Source organism: Marivita sp., from assembly GCF_051251565.1.
Lineage (GTDB): Bacteria > Pseudomonadota > Alphaproteobacteria > Rhodobacterales > Rhodobacteraceae > Marivita.
In genome coordinates this window covers 119,908-137,418 of record NZ_JBPOFB010000004.1, presented here as the reverse complement: position 1 = coordinate 137,418, position 17,511 = coordinate 119,908, and the positions used below count along the sequence as shown (strand labels likewise).

Below are 17,511 nucleotides of genomic sequence, written 5' to 3'. Positions count from 1 at the left end.
CCACGCTCCCTTATTCGCTACGCGCGACCTGCGTGGCGAGATCCGCCTCCGCAACCGCGACTTGATAATTGGAAACCAGCGCCTCGACCGACGGCCCGATCGTATCGAGGATCGGGGCCGGGTACACGCCAAAGAGGATGGTGGCCACAACCAGTGGCGCAAAGATCGCGCGCTCGCGGCGTGTCATGTCTGTGATGGTGCGAAGGCTTTCCTTGATCAGATCCCCCAGCACCACGCGGCGATACAGCCAAAGGGCATAGGCCGCCGACAGGATCACGCCAGATGTGGCGACCGCTGCCACCCATGTGTTGATCTGAAAGATGCCCACCAGCGTCAGGAATTCCCCGACAAACCCCGATGTGCCCGGCAGACCGACATTGGCCATGGTGAACAACATGAAGATCAGCGCATACGCCGGCATCCGGTTCACCAGACCGCCATAGGCGTCGATGTCGCGGGTGTGCATCCGGTCGTAGATCACCCCAACGCACAGGAACAATGCACCCGAGATGAAGCCGTGGCTGATCATCTGGAAGATTGCACCGTCAATCCCCTGTTGGTTGGCGGCGAAAATGCCCATCGTCACATAGCCCATATGGGCCACCGACGAATAGGCGATCAGCTTTTTCATATCTTCCTGCACCAACGCCACAAGCGAGGTGTAGACAATCGCAATCGCCGACATCCAAAGAACCAGCGGGGCCATCACGTCAGACCCAACAGGGAACATCGGAAGGCTGAACCGCAGGAACCCATAGCCCCCCATCTTGAGCAGGATCGCCGCCAGAACCACCGACCCGGCGGTCGGCGCCTGGACGTGGGCATCGGGCAACCACGTGTGCACTGGCCACATCGGCATCTTGACCGCAAAGCTGGCAAAGAACGCAAGGAACATGAGGGTTTGCAACCCGCCCACGATCTGCACCCCGAGGATCGAGAAACTTTCCGATCCGAATTGGTGCACCAACAATTGCTCGATATCCGTGGTGCCCGCATCCGAGAACATCGCCACCATCGCCACCAGCATCAGAACAGAGCCAAGGAACGTGTACAGGAAGAACTTGAACGACGCATAAATGCGGTTCTTGCCGCCCCAAATACCGATGATCAGGAACATCGGGATCAGACCCGCTTCGAAGAACAGGTAGAACAGCACCAAATCCAGCGCCATGAACACGCCCAGCATGAGCGTTTCCAGCAAAAGGAACGCAATCATGTATTCCTTGACGCGGTGGCTCACATCCCAGCTTGCCGCGATTACAAGCGGCATCATGAAGGTGGTGAGCATGACAAACAGCACCGAAATGCCGTCCACACCCATCTTGTATTGCAGGCCAAGCAGCCATTCGGTCTCTTCGACCATCTGAAAGCCGGTGTTCTGGGGGTCGAACTGGAACAGGATGAACAGCGAGATCAGGAATGTGGCCGAGGTCGCAATCAAGGCCAGCCACTTCGCGTTCTTGTTCGCCGCCTCGTCGTCGCCGCGCAGAAAGACCATAAGGATCAGCGCCGCAAGCGCGGGCAGGAACGTGACAATGGAAAGAAGGTTATCCATCAGTTTGCTCCTCCGCCCAGCGACATCCAGGTGACAAGGGCCGCAATGCCCACCACCATGAAGAAGGCGTATGTGAAGATATAGCCGGACTGTGCCCGCCCAGCGATCCGCGTCAGCAGGGGGATAAAGCCCATCGCAAGACCGTTGATCGACCCGTCAATGACATTGCCATCGCCGCGCTTCCACAACAAACGGCCCAATGCGCTGGCAGGTTTGACGAAAAGGAAATCGTAAATCTCGTCAAAATACCATTTGTTGAGCAGGAACAAGTAAAGCGGGCGCTGGTTCTCGGCCAGTCGCTTGGGCAGCGACGGATTCACGATGTAGAACCAATAGGCAAAGACAAACCCGATCAGCATGGCGATGAACGGGCTCACCTTGACCCATTTTGGCACAGCGTGTGCATCGTTGATGATGGTGTTGTCCGGGGCAACATAAATCGCACCCTCACCCGGTTGACCGGCAAAATTGTAGTGATGCTTGTCGTCTTTGGCCTGATCTTCGCTGTGCCCAGCCTCTGCCGCGTCACCATGCGTGGTGTCACTGTGGCTGTCGCCCTCGGCGCTGTGCTCACTGGCTTCGGCGTAAGGCACACCAAAGAACTTGGCGACCGTGTCGGTGTGACCAAAGAAACTGTTGTACCAGATGGCGCCGGCAAAGATCGATCCAAGGCTCAGAACACCTAGCGGGATCAGCATGATCACTGGACTTTCATGCGCATGCTCATGCGTGTGCTTGTCGCCGCGCGGCTTGCCATAGAAGGTCAGGAACATCAGACGCCAGCTGTAGAAACTGGTGAACAGCGCCGCAATGACCAGCAGCCAGAAGGCATAGCCCATCGGACCGGCAGCATAGGCGCTTTCGATCACCGCGTCCTTGGATGCAAACCCTGCAAAGCCGATCCATCCGGTCAGCGGAATCCCCACGCCGGTGATGGCAAGGGTGCCAATGAACATGGCCGCGAAAGTATAGGGGATCTTTTTCCGCAGGCCGCCATAGTTCCGCATATCCTGCTCGTGGTGCATCGCGTGGATGACCGATCCGGCACCCAGGAAAAGCATGGCCTTGAAAAACGCATGCGTGAACAGGTGGAACATCGCCACGCTATACGCGCCGACACCCGCCGCCACGAACATATAGCCCAGCTGCGACATGGTCGAATAGGCGATCACGCGTTTGATGTCGGTCTGGACCAACCCGATGGTTGCCGCCACAAAGGCCGTGGATGCACCAAGGATGGTCACAAACATCATCGCTTCGGGCGCAAATTCCATCACCGGCGACATGCGGCAGACAAGGAACACGCCCGCCGTCACCATCGTCGCCGCGTGGATCAGCGCCGAAACAGGTGTCGGGCCTTCCATCGCATCGGGCAGCCATGTGTGCAGGAACAATTGCGCCGATTTGCCCATCGCGCCGATGAACAGCAGGAAGGCAATCAGGTTTGCCGCGTTCCAGTCGGTCCAGAGGAACGTCAGCTGCGTTTCCGCCAGCGTCGGTGCGGCGGCAAAGATGTCGTCAAAGCGGATGCTGTCGACAAGGAAATACAGAGCAAAGATCGCAAGCGCGAACCCAAAATCCCCGACCCGGTTGACCACAAACGCCTTGATGGCGGCGGCATTGGCCGAGGGTTTGCGGTAGTAAAAGCCGATCAGCAGGTAGGACGCAACGCCCACGCCTTCCCAACCGAAGAACATCTGAACAAGGTTGTCCGATGTCACCAGTATCAGCATGGCAAAGGTAAAGAACGAAAGGTAGGCAAAGAAGCGCGGCTTGTAGACCTCGCCCTCTTTCCACTGCGGATCGTGGTCCATGTAGCCAAAGCTATACAGGTGCACGAGCGCCGAAACCGTGGTCACGACGATCAGCATGATCGCCGTCAGACGATCCAGACGGATCGCCCATTCGGTGCTCAGCGTGCCGGATTCGATCCAGCGCAGGATGTTGATGGTCTCGGTTACGCCGTCATGGGTCAGGAACACGATCCACGAGAGCACGCAGGCAAAGAACAACAGGCCCGTGGCCACCCATTGCGCTGCGGTCTCGCCGATGAACTTCCAGCCAAAGCCACACAAAAGCGCGCCGACAAGCGGGGAAAACAGGATAAGCGTTTCCATGGTCGTCAGCCCTTCATCACGTTGACGTCTTCAACCGCGATAGACCCACGGTTGCGGAAGAAACAGACGAGGATGGCAAGGCCGATGGCCGCTTCCGCCGCCGCGACCGTCAGGACGAACAGCGTGAATACCTGCCCGACCAGATCGCCAAGGAAGCTTGAGAACGCGACAAGGTTGATGTTCACTGCCAAGAGCATCAATTCGATGCTCATCAGCAGGATGATCACGTTCTTGCGGTTCAGGAACAGCCCGAAAATGCCTGTCACAAACAGCACCGCTGCGACTGTGAGGTAATGCTCTAGTCCTATCATCACGTCCCCCGGGGCCTTGCGCCCTCTGGTTCTTTCGACAGGTTGGCGGATGCCAACCCACTGATTTCAAACGTGCCCCCATGGGGACACGCATAAGCTGTGCCTAAAGCCCCTGCCCCGGCTTCACGTCTTTCAATTCCATCGCCTTGGCCGGATCGCGGTACATCTGCGCCAGCACGTTCTGGCGTTTGACGTCCGAGCGGTGCCGCAGAGTGAGGACAATCGCACCGATCATCGCCACCAGCAGGATCAGACCCGACAACTGGAACAGCAGGAAATATTCGTCGTACAGGATCATGCCCAAAGCTTCGGTGTTGTGCCGGTCCACCGGCGCCACCTGCGCGCGCAGCCCTTCGGCCGCGGCGTTGCTTTCCCATGCGCCAAAGGCCAGCGCAAATTGCATCAGGATGATCACCCCGAACAACAGCGCCAGCGGCACGTAGCGCGCCATCTCGGCCTTAAGCTCGGCGAAATCCACGTCCAGCATCATCACGACGAACAGGAACAGAACCGCCACCGCGCCCACGTAGACGATCACCAGCAGCATCGCCACGAATTCCGCGCCCAGAAGCACGAACAATCCGGCCGAAGACAGGAAGGCGAGGATCAGCCACAGCACCGAGTGTACCGGATTGCGGCTGATTACTGTGAACAGCCCACCCGCAATGGTGCAAATGGCAAAGAGGTAGAAGGCAAAGACGCTCATGTCTCGTCATCCTTTTTGTCGTCTTCCATGACATCCCGCGCAAGTTCCATCGCGCGGGTCATGGCGGGTATACCGGCGAACATCGACATCTGGGCGATGGTCTCGGCAATCTCGTCTTTGGTGGCACCTGCGGCCAAAGCGTGTCGCACGGTCATGCGCACCTGCGTATCGGCCTGCGCGCCTTGCATTGTCAGACCGGCCAACGTCAGCAGCAGCCGCGTCTTGGCATCCAGCCCGTCTTTGCTGATCCCCTTGCCGAACCACATTTCCATGGCGTCTTTCGGCATGGTCGGCCACATCTTTTCAAACCCCTTGGGGTCGAATGACGACAGCGCCGGATTGAACGCTTTCGCCATTTCCTGCGCCTGCTGCATCATCAGCTCAAAAGGGGTTTTCGGATCGGTCATCGGTACGGCGCATCCAGTTCGAGGTTGCGCGCAATTTCGGCTTCCCAGCGGTCGCCGTTATCCAGAAGCTTCGCCTTGTCGTAGTACAGCTCTTCGCGCGTTTCGGTCGAGAACTCGAAATTCGGACCTTCGACAATCGCATCCACCGGACAGGCCTCTTGGCAGAAGCCGCAGTAGATACATTTGGTCATGTCGATGTCATAGCGCGTGGTGCGGCGCGAGCCGTCATCGCGGGGTTCGGCATCAATCGTGATCGCCTGCGCCGGACAGATCGCTTCACAAAGTTTACACGCGATGCAGCGTTCTTCGCCGTTGGGATAGCGGCGCAGCGCGTGTTCGCCGCGGAACCGTGGGGACAAAGGCCCCTTTTCATGTGGGTAGTTGAGCGTCGCCTTGGGGGCGAAGAAGTATTTCAGGCCCAGCTTCATGCCCTGGTAAAAGTCTTGCAGCAGGAAGTATTTTGCCGCGCGTCCGTAATCGATCTGCGTCATGTCTACTCTCCTTAAACCCAACGCGCAAAAGCGCCCCAGAACCAGTCGAATTTCGCCGCGAATGCCACGAAGACCACCCACGCCAACGAGAACGGCAGGAAGACTTTCCAACCGATCCGCATCAGCTGGTCATAGCGGTAGCGCGGCGTGATCGCCTTCACCATGGCGAAGATGAAGAAGAAGAACGCCATTTTGCCGACCATCCACAATGCGCCATCCGGCAGGCCCGGAATGGGCGACAGCCAACCGCCAAAGAACAGCAGGCTCATCAGCGCGCACATCAGGAAAATGGCGATATATTCCCCCGCCATGAACAGCAGGAACGGCGTGGACGAGTATTCCACCTGATAGCCCGCAACCAGTTCGGATTCTGCTTCGGGAAGGTCAAACGGCGGGCGGTTGGTTTCGGCTAAGGCACTGATCAGGAACAGGAAAACCATCGGGAAATGCGGAAGCCAGTACCACGAGAAGAACCCGTAATCGCCATCCTGTGCACGCACGATGTCACCGAAATTCATCGATCCGGTCGAGATGATGATGCCAATGATGATCAGACCCAAAGACACCTCGTACGAGATCATCTGCGCGGCAGAGCGCAACGAGCCAAGGAACGGGTATTTGGAATTCGACGCCCACCCACCCATGATCACGCCGTACACTTCGAGCGAGGACACGGCAAAGACGAACAGGATCGCCACGTTGATGTCGGACAGCACCCAGTTGTCATTGAACGGGATCACCGCCCAAGCCACCATCGCCAGAACGAACGAGGTCATCGGCGCCAGCATAAAGACCGGACGGTCCGCACCGGCGGGGACAACCACCTCTTTGACCACGTATTTCAACGCATCCGCCACCGTTTGCAGCAGGCCGTAAGCCCCCACAACGTTGGGTCCGCGCCGCATCTGGACAGCCGCCCAGATTTTCCGGTCGCCGTACACGAGGAACAAAAGGCTGACCATCACAAAGCCCAGTACCGCAAGGCACTGTGCCACGATGATCACGCCGATCCCCAGGGGGGTGGTAAGAAAGTCAGCCATCACGTCCTCAAACCATCGGTATTCCGTTTTCAACGCAAGAGGCGGTCACGACTTCGGCGTCGATGGTCCGCACCCCACGGGGCAGCGCCGACGAGATGGTGTAAACCGCATCTCCTCGCCAGAGGCCAGCCTCTTCGTATACATTTGTGCGCAAATGACGCGCAAATCCGTAGCCCCGAATAAGCGCGTATTGCGCTGCCGCACATTCGGCGTAGTTTTCCACATCCGACGGCCCGCGCGCACCACGCATCGCCACATCGAACTTGACCAAATCCCCGTCCAAAAGGGTGGTTTGCACCCCTTCATACCCGGGAACAAACCGTTGTGGCGCAGTTTGTGCAGCGTCGCACCCGGACAATCCGCCCACCATTGCCAATGCGACAGGTGTTATGACCGCCAGTTGGCGCACCCTGCTCACTCCGCCGCGATCTTGGTGTCCTTGCGGGCTTTGACCCCCGCAGAGAGTTCCGCCATGAGCGTGCTGGACCGCGCAATCGGGTTGGTCAGGTAGAAGTCGTGAATGGCATTGCGGAAATCCGCATCCCCGAGCATGCCCGCAGGTTCCACCACCCACGCGTTTTCCGGCACCGTATCGATTTGCGCCAGATGCGGCGCGTCTTTGACCAGTGCCTGACGCAGTTGCGCAAGGCTGTCAAACGGCAGGGTTGCATCCAGTTCGGCAGAGAGCGCACGAATGATGGCCCAGTTTTCCTTGGCCTCGCCCGGTGCAAAGCTGGCACGCAGCGCCAGTTGCGGGCGGCCTTCGGTGTTGACGAAAAGCCCCTGCTCTTCGGTATAGGCGGCCCCCGGCAGGATGATATCCGCGCGATGTGCGCCGCGATCCCCATGCGAGCCTTGGTAGATCACAAACGGACCCGCCGCGATATCGACCTCGTCTGCACCAAGGTTGTAGATCACCTCTGCGCCGTCGATGGCGGCGTCCATGCCACCCTCGGTGACGCAGCCCGCATCCATCGCCCCAACGCGGCCAGCCGCCGTGTGCAGGACCAAAAGCTTTTTGTCGCCCGATTTTTCGCAGATTGCCTGAGCCATTGCCAGAACAGCGGCGCCATCCGCCTCGCGCAGAGCGCCTTGTCCGATGATCAGAATGCAAGACTTGTCCTGCAAGGCTGTCATATCGAGATTGGCCACATGGGCCAACGCTGCGCGACCTGTGCCCATATGCTCGTAGTCATAGGTCAGATCGACCGCTTCGCCGACCATGATCACATCAGCACCCGCCGACCACGCCTTGCGGATGCGTGCATTGAGCACCGGCGCCTCTTCGCGCGGATTGGTGCCGATCAGCAAGATCTTGTCCGCCGTGTCGATGTCTTCGATGGACGCCGTGCCGACATAGCCGGACCGATTTCCGATGGGCAGCTTTGCGCCATCGGTGCGGCATTCGACTTTGCCGCCCTGCCCCTCGATCAACGTTTTAAGAGCATAAGCCGCCTCGACCGGGGCCAGATCACCAACAAGCCCGGCGACTTTCTTGCCCTTCATGGCGGCGGCGGCTTTGGTCAGCGCCTCGGGCCATGTGGCTGCGCGCAGCTTGCCGTTTTCGCGGATATAGGGCGTATCCAACCGCTGGCGGCGCAACCCGTCCCAGACAAAGCGCGTCTTGTCGGAAATCCATTCCTCGTTCACGCCGTCATGGTTGCGCGGCAGAAAACGCATGACTTCGCGGCCTTTGGTGTCCACCCGGATGTTCGACCCAAGCGCATCCATCACGTCGATGGATTCGGTTTTGGTCAGTTCCCAAGGGCGGGCGGTGAAGGCATAGGGTTTGGAGACCAGCGCGCCCACCGGGCACAGGTCGATGATGTTGCCTTGCAGGTTGGAATTGAGCGTCTCGCCCAGATAAGATGTGATCTCGCTGTCCTCGCCCCGGCCTGTCTGGCCCATTTGGCTGATGCCCGCGACCTCGGTGGTAAAGCGGACGCAACGGGTGCAGGAAATGCAGCGCGTCATATGCGTTTCGACAAGCGGACCAAGATCAAGATCGTCGGTCGCACGCTTGGGTTCGCGGAAGCGGCTGAAATCGACGCCATACGCCATGGCCTGATCTTGAAGGTCGCATTCGCCGCCCTGATCGCAGATCGGGCAATCCAGCGGGTGGTTGATGAGCAAGAACTCCATCACCCCTTCGCGGGCCTTTTTCACCATGGGCGAATTGGTCTTCACAACCGGCGCTTGACCTTCGGGGCCGGGGCGCAAATCCTTGACCTGCATCGCGCAGCTTGCCGCAGGTTTGGGCGGACCGCCGACCACTTCGACAAGGCACATCCGGCAGTTTCCGGCGATGGACAAACGTTCGTGATAGCAAAAGCGCGGCACTTCGATTCCAGCCTGTTCGCAGGCCTGAATCAGCGTCATCGCGCCGTCTACTTCAACTTCGTTTCCATCAATGATGATCTTGCGCAAGTCAGACATGCCCGAGCCCTTTGTTCCCATTTGGCTGGCGCAGTCGATGCCGTGGCAAAGAGGCGATCGGCTGACGTCGTCCGCCTTCTAGCGTGGCAATTCGGAATAGGCCAGATCTTCGGGCAAAAAGAAAACGGGAAATATCGACGCGGGGGCAGGTTTTTCTGCACCTGCATCCATTGACACAGATGCGCATGCAGAACACGCCTTAGCGGAGCAATTGACCGATTGCCGTTCCAGACGCTATTTCGCTTTGTCCGAACCGGCACAGCGCCCCGCGATCATCCGGCTGAACGCCCTTGGATCGCAGATAGTCCTCGGCTTTGACTTTCATCCGCGCCTTTTCGTCTTTCGAGGTCACGTAGTCTTCGACTTCGTCTGCGGTATAGCCTTGTTCGCGCGCCACCGCCTTGAGCCTGTTCAATTCCGAATAGGCACGAATGAGGCGCGCATTGATGTCTGAGCAAGATTTGCGGATCGCGTCGGCGATGGCGACCACCATCAATCCGTTGTCAATCTCGGGCACATCACGCAACGCGGGCTTGGCCGAAGCCAGTGTCCCCATGGACAGCGCCAAGATCAGAGAAGCCGTTAATATACGCATGAGTCCTTCCAGCGTCGTGTTCACCCGATATGGGGACGACGGCCTGTGTTATTCAATATCACGGATCAGTTTGTCGAAAAGCCCGGTGTTTTATGGCTCAATACATTGGCCGGTCAACACCACTTTATTGTTATCGATGACAAGCGTATCATCAGGGGCATCCGGCCCGTTCACCCACGCCATGTCCGAACTGCCCAAATGGTCGATGCAATGCTGAACAGCTTGGTAAACCGCAGCCTGTTTCGCCCCTTCAAGGCTGACCGACGCCGGCCCGCCTGTCGCCACAAAGGACGTCCGGTCCGAACGCTCTGACCGCAGGTCACCGCTGAATCGCGCGCCCTCGAACGTCACGGTGTCAAGGTCACCTTGGCCACATGCCGTCAAAGCGAGGAAAACTGCGCCCACTGCCCATGTTGCTTTCATGGTGTTGTCCTTTTGTCATCTCTTGCCGCACCATGCACCGTGAGCGACCCCAAGCGCAAGAGCATCCTTAGCACGCAGCCAAAGGCCAATCATCAGCAACAGAAATCATAGGGGCCAAGAGGCGCATGGGGAAGTGTCGGAATGCCGCCTGCTAGGCCACATCCCCGACACCTGCCTCTAACGAGACTACTCAGCAGCGACCACGCTGATGCGCCCGGTCTTTTGTGCCTTAATGCGGTCCTCGATTTCGTCGCGGAAGTTCTTGATAAGCCCCTGGATTGGCCACGCCGCCGCATCGCCAAGCGCGCAAATCGTGTGGCCCTCGACCTGTTTGGTTACGTCAAACAGCATGTCGATTTCGTCGACCTCGGCCTCGCCGCGCACCAGACGGTCCATGACCCGCATCATCCAGCCGGTGCCTTCACGGCAGGGCGTGCACTGGCCACAGCTCTCGTGCTTGTAAAACTTCGACAGCCGCCAGATCGCCTTGATGATGTCAGTGTCTTTGTCCATCACGATCACGGCAGCAGTGCCAAGGCCCGAGCCAAGTTCGCCACGCAAATAGTCGAAATCCATGATCGCATCGCGCATGTTTTCGCCGCGCACGCAGGGCACAGACGATCCGCCGGGAATGACCGCCTTGAGGTTGTCCCACCCGCCGCGAATGCCGCCGCAGTGCTTTTCAATCAGCTCTTCAAAGGGGATCGACATGGATTCCTCAACCACGCAAGGGTTGTTCACATGTCCCGAGATCGCAAACAGTTTGGTGCCCGCATTGTTGGGACGGCCAAAGCCCGCGAACCATTCACCGCCCCGACGCAGGATCGTCGGCACAACAGCAATCGATTCCACGTTGTTCACCGTGGTTGGGCAGCCATAAAGGCCAGACCCCGCCGGGAAAGGCGGCTTCATGCGCGGCATGCCCTTTTTGCCTTCGAGGCTTTCGAGCAGCGCGGTTTCCTCGCCACAAATATAGGCACCTGCACCGTGATGCAGATAGATTTCAAAATCCCATCCCGACCCGGCGGCATTCTTGCCAACAAGACCGGCATCATAGGCTTCGTCAATCGCTGCCTGAAGCGCTTCTTTCTCGCGGATATATTCACCGCGAATGTAGATATAGCACGCATGCGCCTGCATCGCGAAAGACGCGATCAGACAGCCTTCGACCAGCGTGTGCGGGTCGTGGCGCATGATTTCGCGGTCCTTGCAGGTGCCCGGCTCAGATTCGTCAGCATTGACCACCAGATAGCTTGGACGTCCATCGCTTTCCTTGGGCATGAATGACCACTTCAGACCAGTCGGAAAGCCCGCGCCACCCCGGCCCCGCAGACCGCTGGCTTTCATCTCGTCGATGATCCACTCACGGCCTTTCTTGATAATGGCCGCTGTCCCGTCCCAATGGCCGCGCGCCTGCGCACCCTTGAGGGTCCGGTCGTGCATCCCGTAGATATTGGTAAAGATCCGGTCCTGATCGGTCAGCATCGTTCATTCCTTGTCCGCTTGGCGCGCGCGCCAAATTTGAATAGATTTCCAAATCCCCATGCCGAAACCGGCAAGCACCACAAGGTCAAAGAACGCGCGTGTCCGGAGTGGCCAGTCATACGCGTCCCCGATGGCGATGATCAGGACCCAGAAGATCGCGACGCCAGCAATAAGCAGGGCGGCTCGTTGCCCCTGTCGTTTCAACTCTGCGTCACGGTCCATGTCTGGATCTGATCCCTGTTAGTAAACGTCGCCCTTGTCTACCCGTTTCGAGAACTCGGTTTCCGCACCTGAGGCGAGGATCTTCGCTTGTTCGACCCAGGTGTCACGGGTCACGCGACCCTTGAAGCCCTGAAGATTGGCATTGACCCACGCCACCTCATCGGCGGTCCAATTGGCAATCTGGTCGAAATGGTAAAAGCCCATGGAGTGCAAAAGCTGCTCCAGTTTCGGGCCAATTCCTTTGATTTCCTTGAGGTTGTCCGGCCCACCATCGCGTGCAGCAGACAGGGTTTCCGGCTTGATGCCTTCGGCCTCGCCTTCGATCTTGCCGTCGCCATCAAAATCCGGCGTGGCCTCTTTGGCGGCCGCAGGTTTCGCGGCCGCTTTGGCAGCCTTTGGTTTTGTGGCCTTGGGTTCAGCGGTGCCGCCATCGCCTTCGTATTTCCACGCGCCCTTGCGGGACGCCAATTCGTCTTGACCGGCAAGAGGCGCCGACGGCTTGAGCGCAGCCGCCCCAGAAGCAACTGGCGCAGCCTTGGCCGGGCTTGTGTTGGCATCCGCTGTCGGTGCGGGCGCTACGGACGGAGACGGAGCGCTGGGTGATGCGGCCTTTGGTGCGGCGGCGGCAGGCGCGGATGCTACGGTGTCGCGGGCCCCCGATGCATCAATATTGCCAGCCCCACGGGGTGCGGGCAGATCGCGGCAGAAGATCCAGCTGAACACGAGGCCAAGCACGGCAAAGGCCAGACCCGCCATGAAGATCGCTCCGATAAGGCCCCAGTCGCCAATGAGCAGCAAAAGGATAAAGACCAAAAGGCCCACACCTGCGGCCAAGGCCCATGACCCGAGTTGGCACCCCATACCAGATTTCTGTTGTTGCATTCGTACTCTCCCTGACCGTGTTCAGATGTTAGGTGTTGTAAACATCACCTTTCTTGACACGTGCAGAAAACTCTGTCTCGCCGCCTGAGGCAAGTGTCTTGGCCTGTTCGACCCAATTATCGCGCGAAACGCGGCCTTTGAACCCTTCGAGATTCTGGTCCACCCACGCCACTTCTTCGTCAGTCCAGCTGGCGATCTGGTCAAAATGGAAAAAGCCCAAACCATTGCACAGCGCGGCCAGTTTCGGCCCCACGCCCTTGATCCGCTTGAGGTCATCGCCGGTGCCATCGCGCGCCGCATCGAGCGTGGCGGGTTTCAGCCCCGATGCCGCATCTGCGCCGGACGCTGCATCGGTGTCGGATTTGGTGGCAGCCGCGCCCGAGGCAGGTTTTGCCTTGGCTTTGACGTTGGGCGCTTCGCCGTGTGCTTCGGAATGCTTGTCCGACGCCTCCCCCACAGCAGGGGCGGCTGAGCGGGCCTCAAACTCGGCCTGACGGGCTGCTGGCATCGGAGCAGACGGCGCATTGGCCGCCGTCTTGCCCTGTTGGGCCCGGCCGCCTGCATCCCCCCAAGGTGCAAGCAAGGGCACTTCGGTGCCGTCGATCCGTTTGACCGTATCACCAATATCGGTCGCCAGTTGCACGGAGGCATTGTATGTGTGCCGTCCGCTTTCGAATTCGGTCAAGCTGGTGAGGCCCGATTTCGGCTCTGCGGCATAACGGCCATTCTGCGGGCCGGGCACCGGCACTTTTCCTGCGACCAGTTGATCCAGAATTTCAGCAAACCGTTCGGTGGTCAGGTCTTCGTAATAATCCTTGCCGATCTGGGCCATCGGTGCGTTCGCGCAGGCCCCAAGGCATTCCACCTCTTCCCAGGTCAGCTTGCCGTCCGCAGACAGCGTGTGCGGCTTGGGCGCAATCTTGTCCTTGCAGACAGCAACCAGATCCTCGGCCCCGCAGATCATGCAGGACGTGGTGCCACAAATTTGAATATTTGCAACGCTGCCAACCGGTTGCAGCTGAAACATAAAGTAGAACGACGCCACTTCGAGCGCCCGCATATAGGCCAGACCCAACATGTCTGCGACCGCCTCGATCGCCGGGCGGGTCAGCCAGCCCTCTTGCTCTTGGGCACGCCAAAGCAGCGGGATGATCGCGCTGGCCTGACGCCCTTCGGGGTATTTGGAGATCTGCGCCTCGGCCCATGCCTGATTGGCAGTGGTGAAAGCAAAGGCGGCGGGTTGCTCGGAATGAAGGCGTCGTAGCATATCAGATCCTATTGCGTCATCACGCAGACAACGGGGATGTTCGGTAAGGCGCGATCGGGAGTGTCACCCGCCAGTTCGGCCAAAAGCACATTCTGTCGTTTGCCCTGATCCTCGGGCGTGTCGAACAGGAAACACAGATAAATCTCAGAACCGTCTGTCATGCCGTACAGCGTGTTGCCAGTGCCGCCCGTGCCGAACGGGGCAAAACCCTGCGCAACCAGATCAGACGAATAGACGAAATCCGAAGTGCCGGGCTCAAACGCGCCCGCCCCCGCCGCCATACAGACCAGCGCCGCTGATATCAGGCCCGCCCGGATCATGCTGACGCGCAAGCCCCGGTGATCAGGCGAATGCCACCGTTGTCTAGACGCACCGCCGCTTCGGACAGCAATCGGTACTGGGCAACATCTGTCACCTGTTCACGGGTCAACCCGGTCTGAAGTTCAACAGGCAGGTAATCACTTTCCGCCACCAACTCACATCCGATTGACGCAACAGCCTCGTCAAACGCGGCCAGACCGGCAGGTGTCACACCTTCGGGCGGGATCGCGCAGGCGGCCAGCAGGCCAAGCCCAACCAGTGCGAGAGAGCCGCGATATGTCATCGATCAATCTCTCCGAACACAACATCCATGGTCCCGATGATCGCTGCCACATCGGCAAGCTGATGCCCGCTTGCGACGTGATCCATCGCCTGCAAATGCAGGAATCCCGGCGCGCGCAGTTTGGCGCGGTAGGGTCTATTGCTGCCATCCGCCACCAGATACACGCCAAATTCGCCCTTGGGCGCTTCGACACAGGCATAAACTTCGCCTGCGGGAACGTGGAACCCTTCGGTGTAGAGCTTGAAATGGTGAATCAGCGCTTCCATCGAGGTCTTCATCTCGGACCGTTTGGGCGGTGTGACCTTGCCACGGGAAAGGATATCGCCCTGCCCTTCGGGCGCGCGGAGCTTGGCAATCGCCTGCTGCATGATCTTTACGCTTTCACGCATTTCGGCCATCCGCACCAGATAGCGATCATAGCAATCGCCGTTCTTGCCCACCGGGATCATGAAGTCGAATTCGTCGTAGCATTCATAGGGCTGCGCGCGGCGCAAATCCCACGCGAGACCCGATCCGCGAACCATGACGCCGGAAAAGCCCCAGTCCTGGATTTCTTCTTCGCTGACGACGCCGATATCAGCGTTGCGCTGCTTGAAAATGCGGTTTTCCGTCAACAGCCCGTCAATGTCGTTCAACACGTTCGGGAAGGTCCCGCACCATTCCTCAATGTCGTCAAGAAGGTCGGACGACAGGTCCTGATGCACGCCGCCGGGCCGGAAATAGGCCGCGTGCAGACGCGCGCCGCAGGCCCGTTCATAGAAGACCATCAGCTTTTCGCGCTCTTCAAAACCCCAAAGAGGCGGGGTCAACGCGCCCACATCCATTGCCTGCGTCGTCACGTTCAGGAGATGCGACAGAATGCGGCCAATCTCGGAATACAGCACTCGGATCAAGGACGCCCGGCGCGGCACCTCGACGCCGGTCAGACGCTCGATCGCCAGGCACCAGGCATGCTCCTGGTTCATCGGAGCCACGTAATCCAGCCGATCGAAATACGGCAAGTTCTGGAGATAGGTGCGGCTTTCCATCAGCTTTTCGGTGCCGCGGTGCAGAAGTCCAATATGCGGATCGCAGCGCTCCACGATCTCACCGTCCAGCTCCAAAACCAGACGTAAAACCCCATGCGCCGCAGGGTGTTGCGGGCCGAAGTTGATGTTGAAATTACGGATTTTCTGTTCGCCTTGCAGCGCATCTACACTTCCGTCATCGAATTTGGAGCCGTCCATCACTTCGCCCCTTCTTGCTTCTCGTCACCGGGAAGCACGTATTGCGCACCCTCCCACGGGGACATGAAATCAAACTGTCGGTATTCCTGAACAAGGCTCACCGGCTCATAGACCACGCGCTTTTTCTCTTCGTCGTAACGCACCTCGGTATAGCCCGTGGTCGGGAAATCCTTGCGCAGCGGATAGCCGCGAAATCCGTAATCGGTGAGGATGCGGCGCAGGTCCGGGTGGCCCGAGAACAGGATGCCGAACATATCGAACACTTCACGTTCGAACCAATTGGCGCTGGAATGCACATCAGTGACAGACGGAACCATCTCGTCTTCGCGGATGCTGGCACGCAGCCGGATGCGGTGGTTCTGGTACATCGACAGGAAATGGTAGACCACATCAAACCGCTTGGGCCGATCAGGGTAATCCACCGCCGTGATATCCACCAAGGATGAGAACTTGCAGGTATTGTCAGTCTTGAGAAACTCGACAAAGCCCGTAATGTTGGACGGGGCGACATCCACATTCAGCTCACCATGGGATACGTCCCACGCAATCACGCAATCGGGGCGTTTCAGCTCGATATGCTGGGCGAGTTCCTTGAGCGCAGCGGTCATCGTACAATCGTCCCCGTCCGGCGAATTTTGCGCTGTAGCGCAAGGATGCCATACAACAGCGCCTCGGCGGTCGGCGGGCAGCCCGGCACATAGACATCGACCGGCACAATTCGGTCACAGCCGCGCACAACGGAATAGCTGTAGTGGTAATACCCACCGCCATTGGCGCACGACCCCATCGAGATCACGTATCGCGGCTCCGGCATCTGGTCGTAGACCTTGCGCAGCGCCGGGGCCATCTTGTTGGTCAGCGTGCCGGCCACGATCATCAGATCCGACTGGCGCGGGGAAGCGCGCGGTGCGGTGCCAAAACGTTCAAGATCATAACGCGGCATCGAGGTGTGCATCATCTCGACCGCGCAGCAAGCCAGACCAAAGGTCATCCAGTGCAGCGAGCCGGTACGCGCCCAGTTGATGATGTCTTCGGTCGAGGTCAGCAGGAACCCCTTGTCCGCAAGTTGCGCATTGAGCGCCTGCGTGGTGACTTCCTTGTCCGCCCCGGCGGTGTTGACGCCTGTCATCACTCCCATTCCAAGGCTCCTTTTTTCCACTCATAGGCAAAGCCTATGGTCAGCACGCCCAAGAACACCATCATCGACCAGAACGCAGTCATGCTGATATCCGAGAACGCGACCGCCCACGGAAACAGAAATGCGATCTCAAGATCAAAAATGATGAACAGGATCGACACCAGATAAAAACGCACGTCAAACTTCATCCGGGCGTCATCAAACGCATTGAACCCACATTCATAGGCCGACACCTTCTCAGGGTCCGGGTTGCGCACCGCGATCACAACGGCGGCAAGGATCAGAACTAGGCCCAACCCGATGGCGATGGCCAAAAACACGAGGATTGGCAGGTATTCCCGCAGCATGTCTTCCAAGACGAGGCTCCTTTTCCTTCGCGCTACGCGGCGCGCCGTCAAGTGGCGAAGTTGACTTGAGGCTGATCTACTCCGCTCTCCGCCAAGGGTCAACCGCGCGGCGACATCTAATAAGGTCCAAATATCAGCGAGAAACCAACAAGAAGGTGGCGATTTCACCTCTGTTTCCAGGGGCATATGGCGATCTTCTTGGTCTTGTCTCCAGATGGCACCGCGCCGTCGCGTCGCGGCACCTGCCTGTCCTCTGGGC

The 17,511-nt window shown here is 58.8% G+C and carries 21 protein-coding genes; all 21 read right to left on the bottom strand.

The window, feature by feature from the left end; translation table 11 throughout:
* Positions 1–10: 10 nt before the first annotated feature.
* The 21 genes from ACSHXH_RS07355 to ACSHXH_RS07255 all read right to left on the bottom strand — a co-directional run bounded on the left by ACSHXH_RS07355 (position 11) and on the right by ACSHXH_RS07255 (position 17,261).
* Entirely contained in the window at positions 11–1,555 is a 1,545-nt protein-coding gene (locus tag ACSHXH_RS07355) for an NADH-quinone oxidoreductase subunit M (RefSeq protein ID WP_435671133.1), read from the bottom strand.
* On the bottom strand, positions 1,555–3,672 hold the full coding sequence (nuoL, locus tag ACSHXH_RS07350) for an NADH-quinone oxidoreductase subunit L (RefSeq protein ID WP_435671132.1): 2,118 nt from the start codon (positions 3,670–3,672) through the stop codon (positions 1,555–1,557). Before nuoL ends, ACSHXH_RS07355 begins: the two co-directional genes overlap by 1 nt.
* 5 nt (positions 3,673–3,677) lie before the next feature.
* On the bottom strand, positions 3,678–3,983 hold the full coding sequence (gene nuoK / locus ACSHXH_RS07345) for an NADH-quinone oxidoreductase subunit NuoK (protein WP_435671319.1): 306 nt from the start codon (positions 3,981–3,983) through the stop codon (positions 3,678–3,680).
* A gap of 103 nt (positions 3,984–4,086) precedes the next feature.
* Positions 4,087–4,689, bottom strand: a complete 603-nt coding sequence (locus tag ACSHXH_RS07340; RefSeq protein WP_435671131.1) for an NADH-quinone oxidoreductase subunit J — start codon at positions 4,687–4,689, stop codon at positions 4,087–4,089.
* The gene (locus ACSHXH_RS07335; RefSeq protein ID WP_435671130.1) at positions 4,686–5,096 is read right to left on the bottom strand and encodes a carboxymuconolactone decarboxylase family protein; all 411 of its coding nucleotides are present in this window, start codon (positions 5,094–5,096) and stop codon (positions 4,686–4,688) included. Before ACSHXH_RS07335 ends, ACSHXH_RS07340 begins: the two co-directional genes overlap by 4 nt.
* Positions 5,093–5,587, bottom strand: coding sequence for an NADH-quinone oxidoreductase subunit NuoI (gene nuoI, locus ACSHXH_RS07330; protein ID WP_085629564.1), 495 nt, complete (start codon positions 5,585–5,587; stop codon positions 5,093–5,095). Before nuoI ends, ACSHXH_RS07335 begins: the two co-directional genes overlap by 4 nt.
* 11 nt (positions 5,588–5,598) lie before the next feature.
* Positions 5,599–6,627 (bottom strand): NADH-quinone oxidoreductase subunit NuoH, encoded by a 1,029-nt coding sequence (gene nuoH, locus ACSHXH_RS07325; RefSeq protein ID WP_435671129.1) that lies wholly within the window; start codon positions 6,625–6,627, stop codon positions 5,599–5,601.
* A gap of 7 nt (positions 6,628–6,634) precedes the next feature.
* Complete coding sequence (locus ACSHXH_RS07320) at positions 6,635–6,997, bottom strand: hypothetical protein (protein ID WP_435671318.1); 363 nt, start codon at positions 6,995–6,997, stop codon at positions 6,635–6,637.
* Between the two features lie 44 nt (positions 6,998–7,041).
* The gene (gene nuoG / locus ACSHXH_RS07315) at positions 7,042–9,063 is read right to left on the bottom strand and encodes an NADH-quinone oxidoreductase subunit NuoG (protein ID WP_435671128.1); all 2,022 of its coding nucleotides are present in this window, start codon (positions 9,061–9,063) and stop codon (positions 7,042–7,044) included.
* A gap of 199 nt (positions 9,064–9,262) precedes the next feature.
* Complete coding sequence (locus ACSHXH_RS07310) at positions 9,263–9,658, bottom strand: DUF5333 domain-containing protein (RefSeq protein ID WP_435671127.1); 396 nt, start codon at positions 9,656–9,658, stop codon at positions 9,263–9,265.
* Between the two features lie 90 nt (positions 9,659–9,748).
* The gene (locus ACSHXH_RS07305; protein ID WP_435671126.1) at positions 9,749–10,081 is read right to left on the bottom strand and encodes a hypothetical protein; all 333 of its coding nucleotides are present in this window, start codon (positions 10,079–10,081) and stop codon (positions 9,749–9,751) included.
* A 186-nt stretch (positions 10,082–10,267) separates the two neighbouring features.
* The gene (gene nuoF, locus ACSHXH_RS07300) at positions 10,268–11,566 is read right to left on the bottom strand and encodes an NADH-quinone oxidoreductase subunit NuoF (RefSeq protein ID WP_435671125.1); all 1,299 of its coding nucleotides are present in this window, start codon (positions 11,564–11,566) and stop codon (positions 10,268–10,270) included.
* A 3-nt stretch (positions 11,567–11,569) separates the two neighbouring features.
* Positions 11,570–11,788 carry a DUF5337 domain-containing protein gene (locus ACSHXH_RS07295; protein WP_435671124.1) on the bottom strand — a complete coding sequence of 73 codons (219 nt, stop codon included), beginning with the start codon at positions 11,786–11,788 and terminating at the stop codon, positions 11,570–11,572.
* 18 nt (positions 11,789–11,806) lie between these two features.
* Positions 11,807–12,670 carry an endonuclease gene (locus tag ACSHXH_RS07290; protein WP_435671123.1) on the bottom strand — a complete coding sequence of 288 codons (864 nt, stop codon included), beginning with the start codon at positions 12,668–12,670 and terminating at the stop codon, positions 11,807–11,809.
* Positions 12,671–12,698: 28 nt separating this feature from the next.
* On the bottom strand, positions 12,699–13,937 hold the full coding sequence (locus ACSHXH_RS07285) for an NADH-quinone oxidoreductase subunit E (RefSeq protein WP_435671122.1): 1,239 nt from the start codon (positions 13,935–13,937) through the stop codon (positions 12,699–12,701).
* 8 nt (positions 13,938–13,945) lie between these two features.
* The gene (locus ACSHXH_RS07280) at positions 13,946–14,257 is read right to left on the bottom strand and encodes a hypothetical protein (RefSeq protein WP_435671121.1); all 312 of its coding nucleotides are present in this window, start codon (positions 14,255–14,257) and stop codon (positions 13,946–13,948) included.
* A complete protein-coding gene (locus ACSHXH_RS07275; protein ID WP_435671120.1) occupies positions 14,254–14,541 on the bottom strand; it encodes a hypothetical protein in 288 nt (95 codons plus the stop codon). Before ACSHXH_RS07275 ends, ACSHXH_RS07280 begins: the two co-directional genes overlap by 4 nt.
* Positions 14,538–15,767, bottom strand: coding sequence for an NADH-quinone oxidoreductase subunit D (locus tag ACSHXH_RS07270; protein ID WP_435671119.1), 1,230 nt, complete (start codon positions 15,765–15,767; stop codon positions 14,538–14,540). Before ACSHXH_RS07270 ends, ACSHXH_RS07275 begins: the two co-directional genes overlap by 4 nt.
* Positions 15,767–16,375 (bottom strand): NADH-quinone oxidoreductase subunit C, encoded by a 609-nt coding sequence (locus ACSHXH_RS07265; RefSeq protein WP_435671118.1) that lies wholly within the window; start codon positions 16,373–16,375, stop codon positions 15,767–15,769. The genes ACSHXH_RS07270 and ACSHXH_RS07265 overlap by 1 nt, the downstream gene beginning before the upstream one ends.
* On the bottom strand, positions 16,372–16,896 hold the full coding sequence (locus tag ACSHXH_RS07260; protein WP_435671317.1) for a NuoB/complex I 20 kDa subunit family protein: 525 nt from the start codon (positions 16,894–16,896) through the stop codon (positions 16,372–16,374). The genes ACSHXH_RS07265 and ACSHXH_RS07260 overlap by 4 nt, the downstream gene beginning before the upstream one ends.
* Positions 16,896–17,261, bottom strand: coding sequence for an NADH-quinone oxidoreductase subunit A (locus tag ACSHXH_RS07255; RefSeq protein WP_435671117.1), 366 nt, complete (start codon positions 17,259–17,261; stop codon positions 16,896–16,898). Before ACSHXH_RS07255 ends, ACSHXH_RS07260 begins: the two co-directional genes overlap by 1 nt.
* Positions 17,262–17,511 lie beyond the last annotated feature (250 nt).

Coding starts and splice junctions, on each gene's coding strand:
- ACSHXH_RS07355 (WP_435671133.1), bottom strand. CDS start 1,555: ATGGATAACCTTCTTTCCATTGTCACGTTCCTGCCCGCGCTTGCGGCG.
- nuoL (WP_435671132.1), bottom strand. CDS start 3,672: ATGGAAACGCTTATCCTGTTTTCCCCGCTTGTCGGCGCGCTTTTGTGT.
- nuoK (WP_435671319.1), bottom strand. CDS start 3,983: ATGATAGGACTAGAGCATTACCTCACAGTCGCAGCGGTGCTGTTTGTG.
- ACSHXH_RS07340 (WP_435671131.1), bottom strand. CDS start 4,689: ATGAGCGTCTTTGCCTTCTACCTCTTTGCCATTTGCACCATTGCGGGT.
- ACSHXH_RS07335 (WP_435671130.1), bottom strand. CDS start 5,096: ATGACCGATCCGAAAACCCCTTTTGAGCTGATGATGCAGCAGGCGCAG.
- nuoI (WP_085629564.1), bottom strand. CDS start 5,587: ATGACGCAGATCGATTACGGACGCGCGGCAAAATACTTCCTGCTGCAA.
- nuoH (WP_435671129.1), bottom strand. CDS start 6,627: ATGGCTGACTTTCTTACCACCCCCCTGGGGATCGGCGTGATCATCGTG.
- ACSHXH_RS07320 (WP_435671318.1), bottom strand. CDS start 6,997: ATGGTGGGCGGATTGTCCGGGTGCGACGCTGCACAAACTGCGCCACAA.
- nuoG (WP_435671128.1), bottom strand. CDS start 9,063: ATGTCTGACTTGCGCAAGATCATCATTGATGGAAACGAAGTTGAAGTA.
- ACSHXH_RS07310 (WP_435671127.1), bottom strand. CDS start 9,658: ATGCGTATATTAACGGCTTCTCTGATCTTGGCGCTGTCCATGGGGACA.
- ACSHXH_RS07305 (WP_435671126.1), bottom strand. CDS start 10,081: ATGAAAGCAACATGGGCAGTGGGCGCAGTTTTCCTCGCTTTGACGGCA.
- nuoF (WP_435671125.1), bottom strand. CDS start 11,566: ATGCTGACCGATCAGGACCGGATCTTTACCAATATCTACGGGATGCAC.
- ACSHXH_RS07295 (WP_435671124.1), bottom strand. CDS start 11,788: ATGGACCGTGACGCAGAGTTGAAACGACAGGGGCAACGAGCCGCCCTG.
- ACSHXH_RS07290 (WP_435671123.1), bottom strand. CDS start 12,670: ATGCAACAACAGAAATCTGGTATGGGGTGCCAACTCGGGTCATGGGCC.
- ACSHXH_RS07285 (WP_435671122.1), bottom strand. CDS start 13,937: ATGCTACGACGCCTTCATTCCGAGCAACCCGCCGCCTTTGCTTTCACC.
- ACSHXH_RS07280 (WP_435671121.1), bottom strand. CDS start 14,257: ATGATCCGGGCGGGCCTGATATCAGCGGCGCTGGTCTGTATGGCGGCG.
- ACSHXH_RS07275 (WP_435671120.1), bottom strand. CDS start 14,541: ATGACATATCGCGGCTCTCTCGCACTGGTTGGGCTTGGCCTGCTGGCC.
- ACSHXH_RS07270 (WP_435671119.1), bottom strand. CDS start 15,767: ATGGACGGCTCCAAATTCGATGACGGAAGTGTAGATGCGCTGCAAGGC.
- ACSHXH_RS07265 (WP_435671118.1), bottom strand. CDS start 16,375: ATGACCGCTGCGCTCAAGGAACTCGCCCAGCATATCGAGCTGAAACGC.
- ACSHXH_RS07260 (WP_435671317.1), bottom strand. CDS start 16,896: ATGACAGGCGTCAACACCGCCGGGGCGGACAAGGAAGTCACCACGCAG.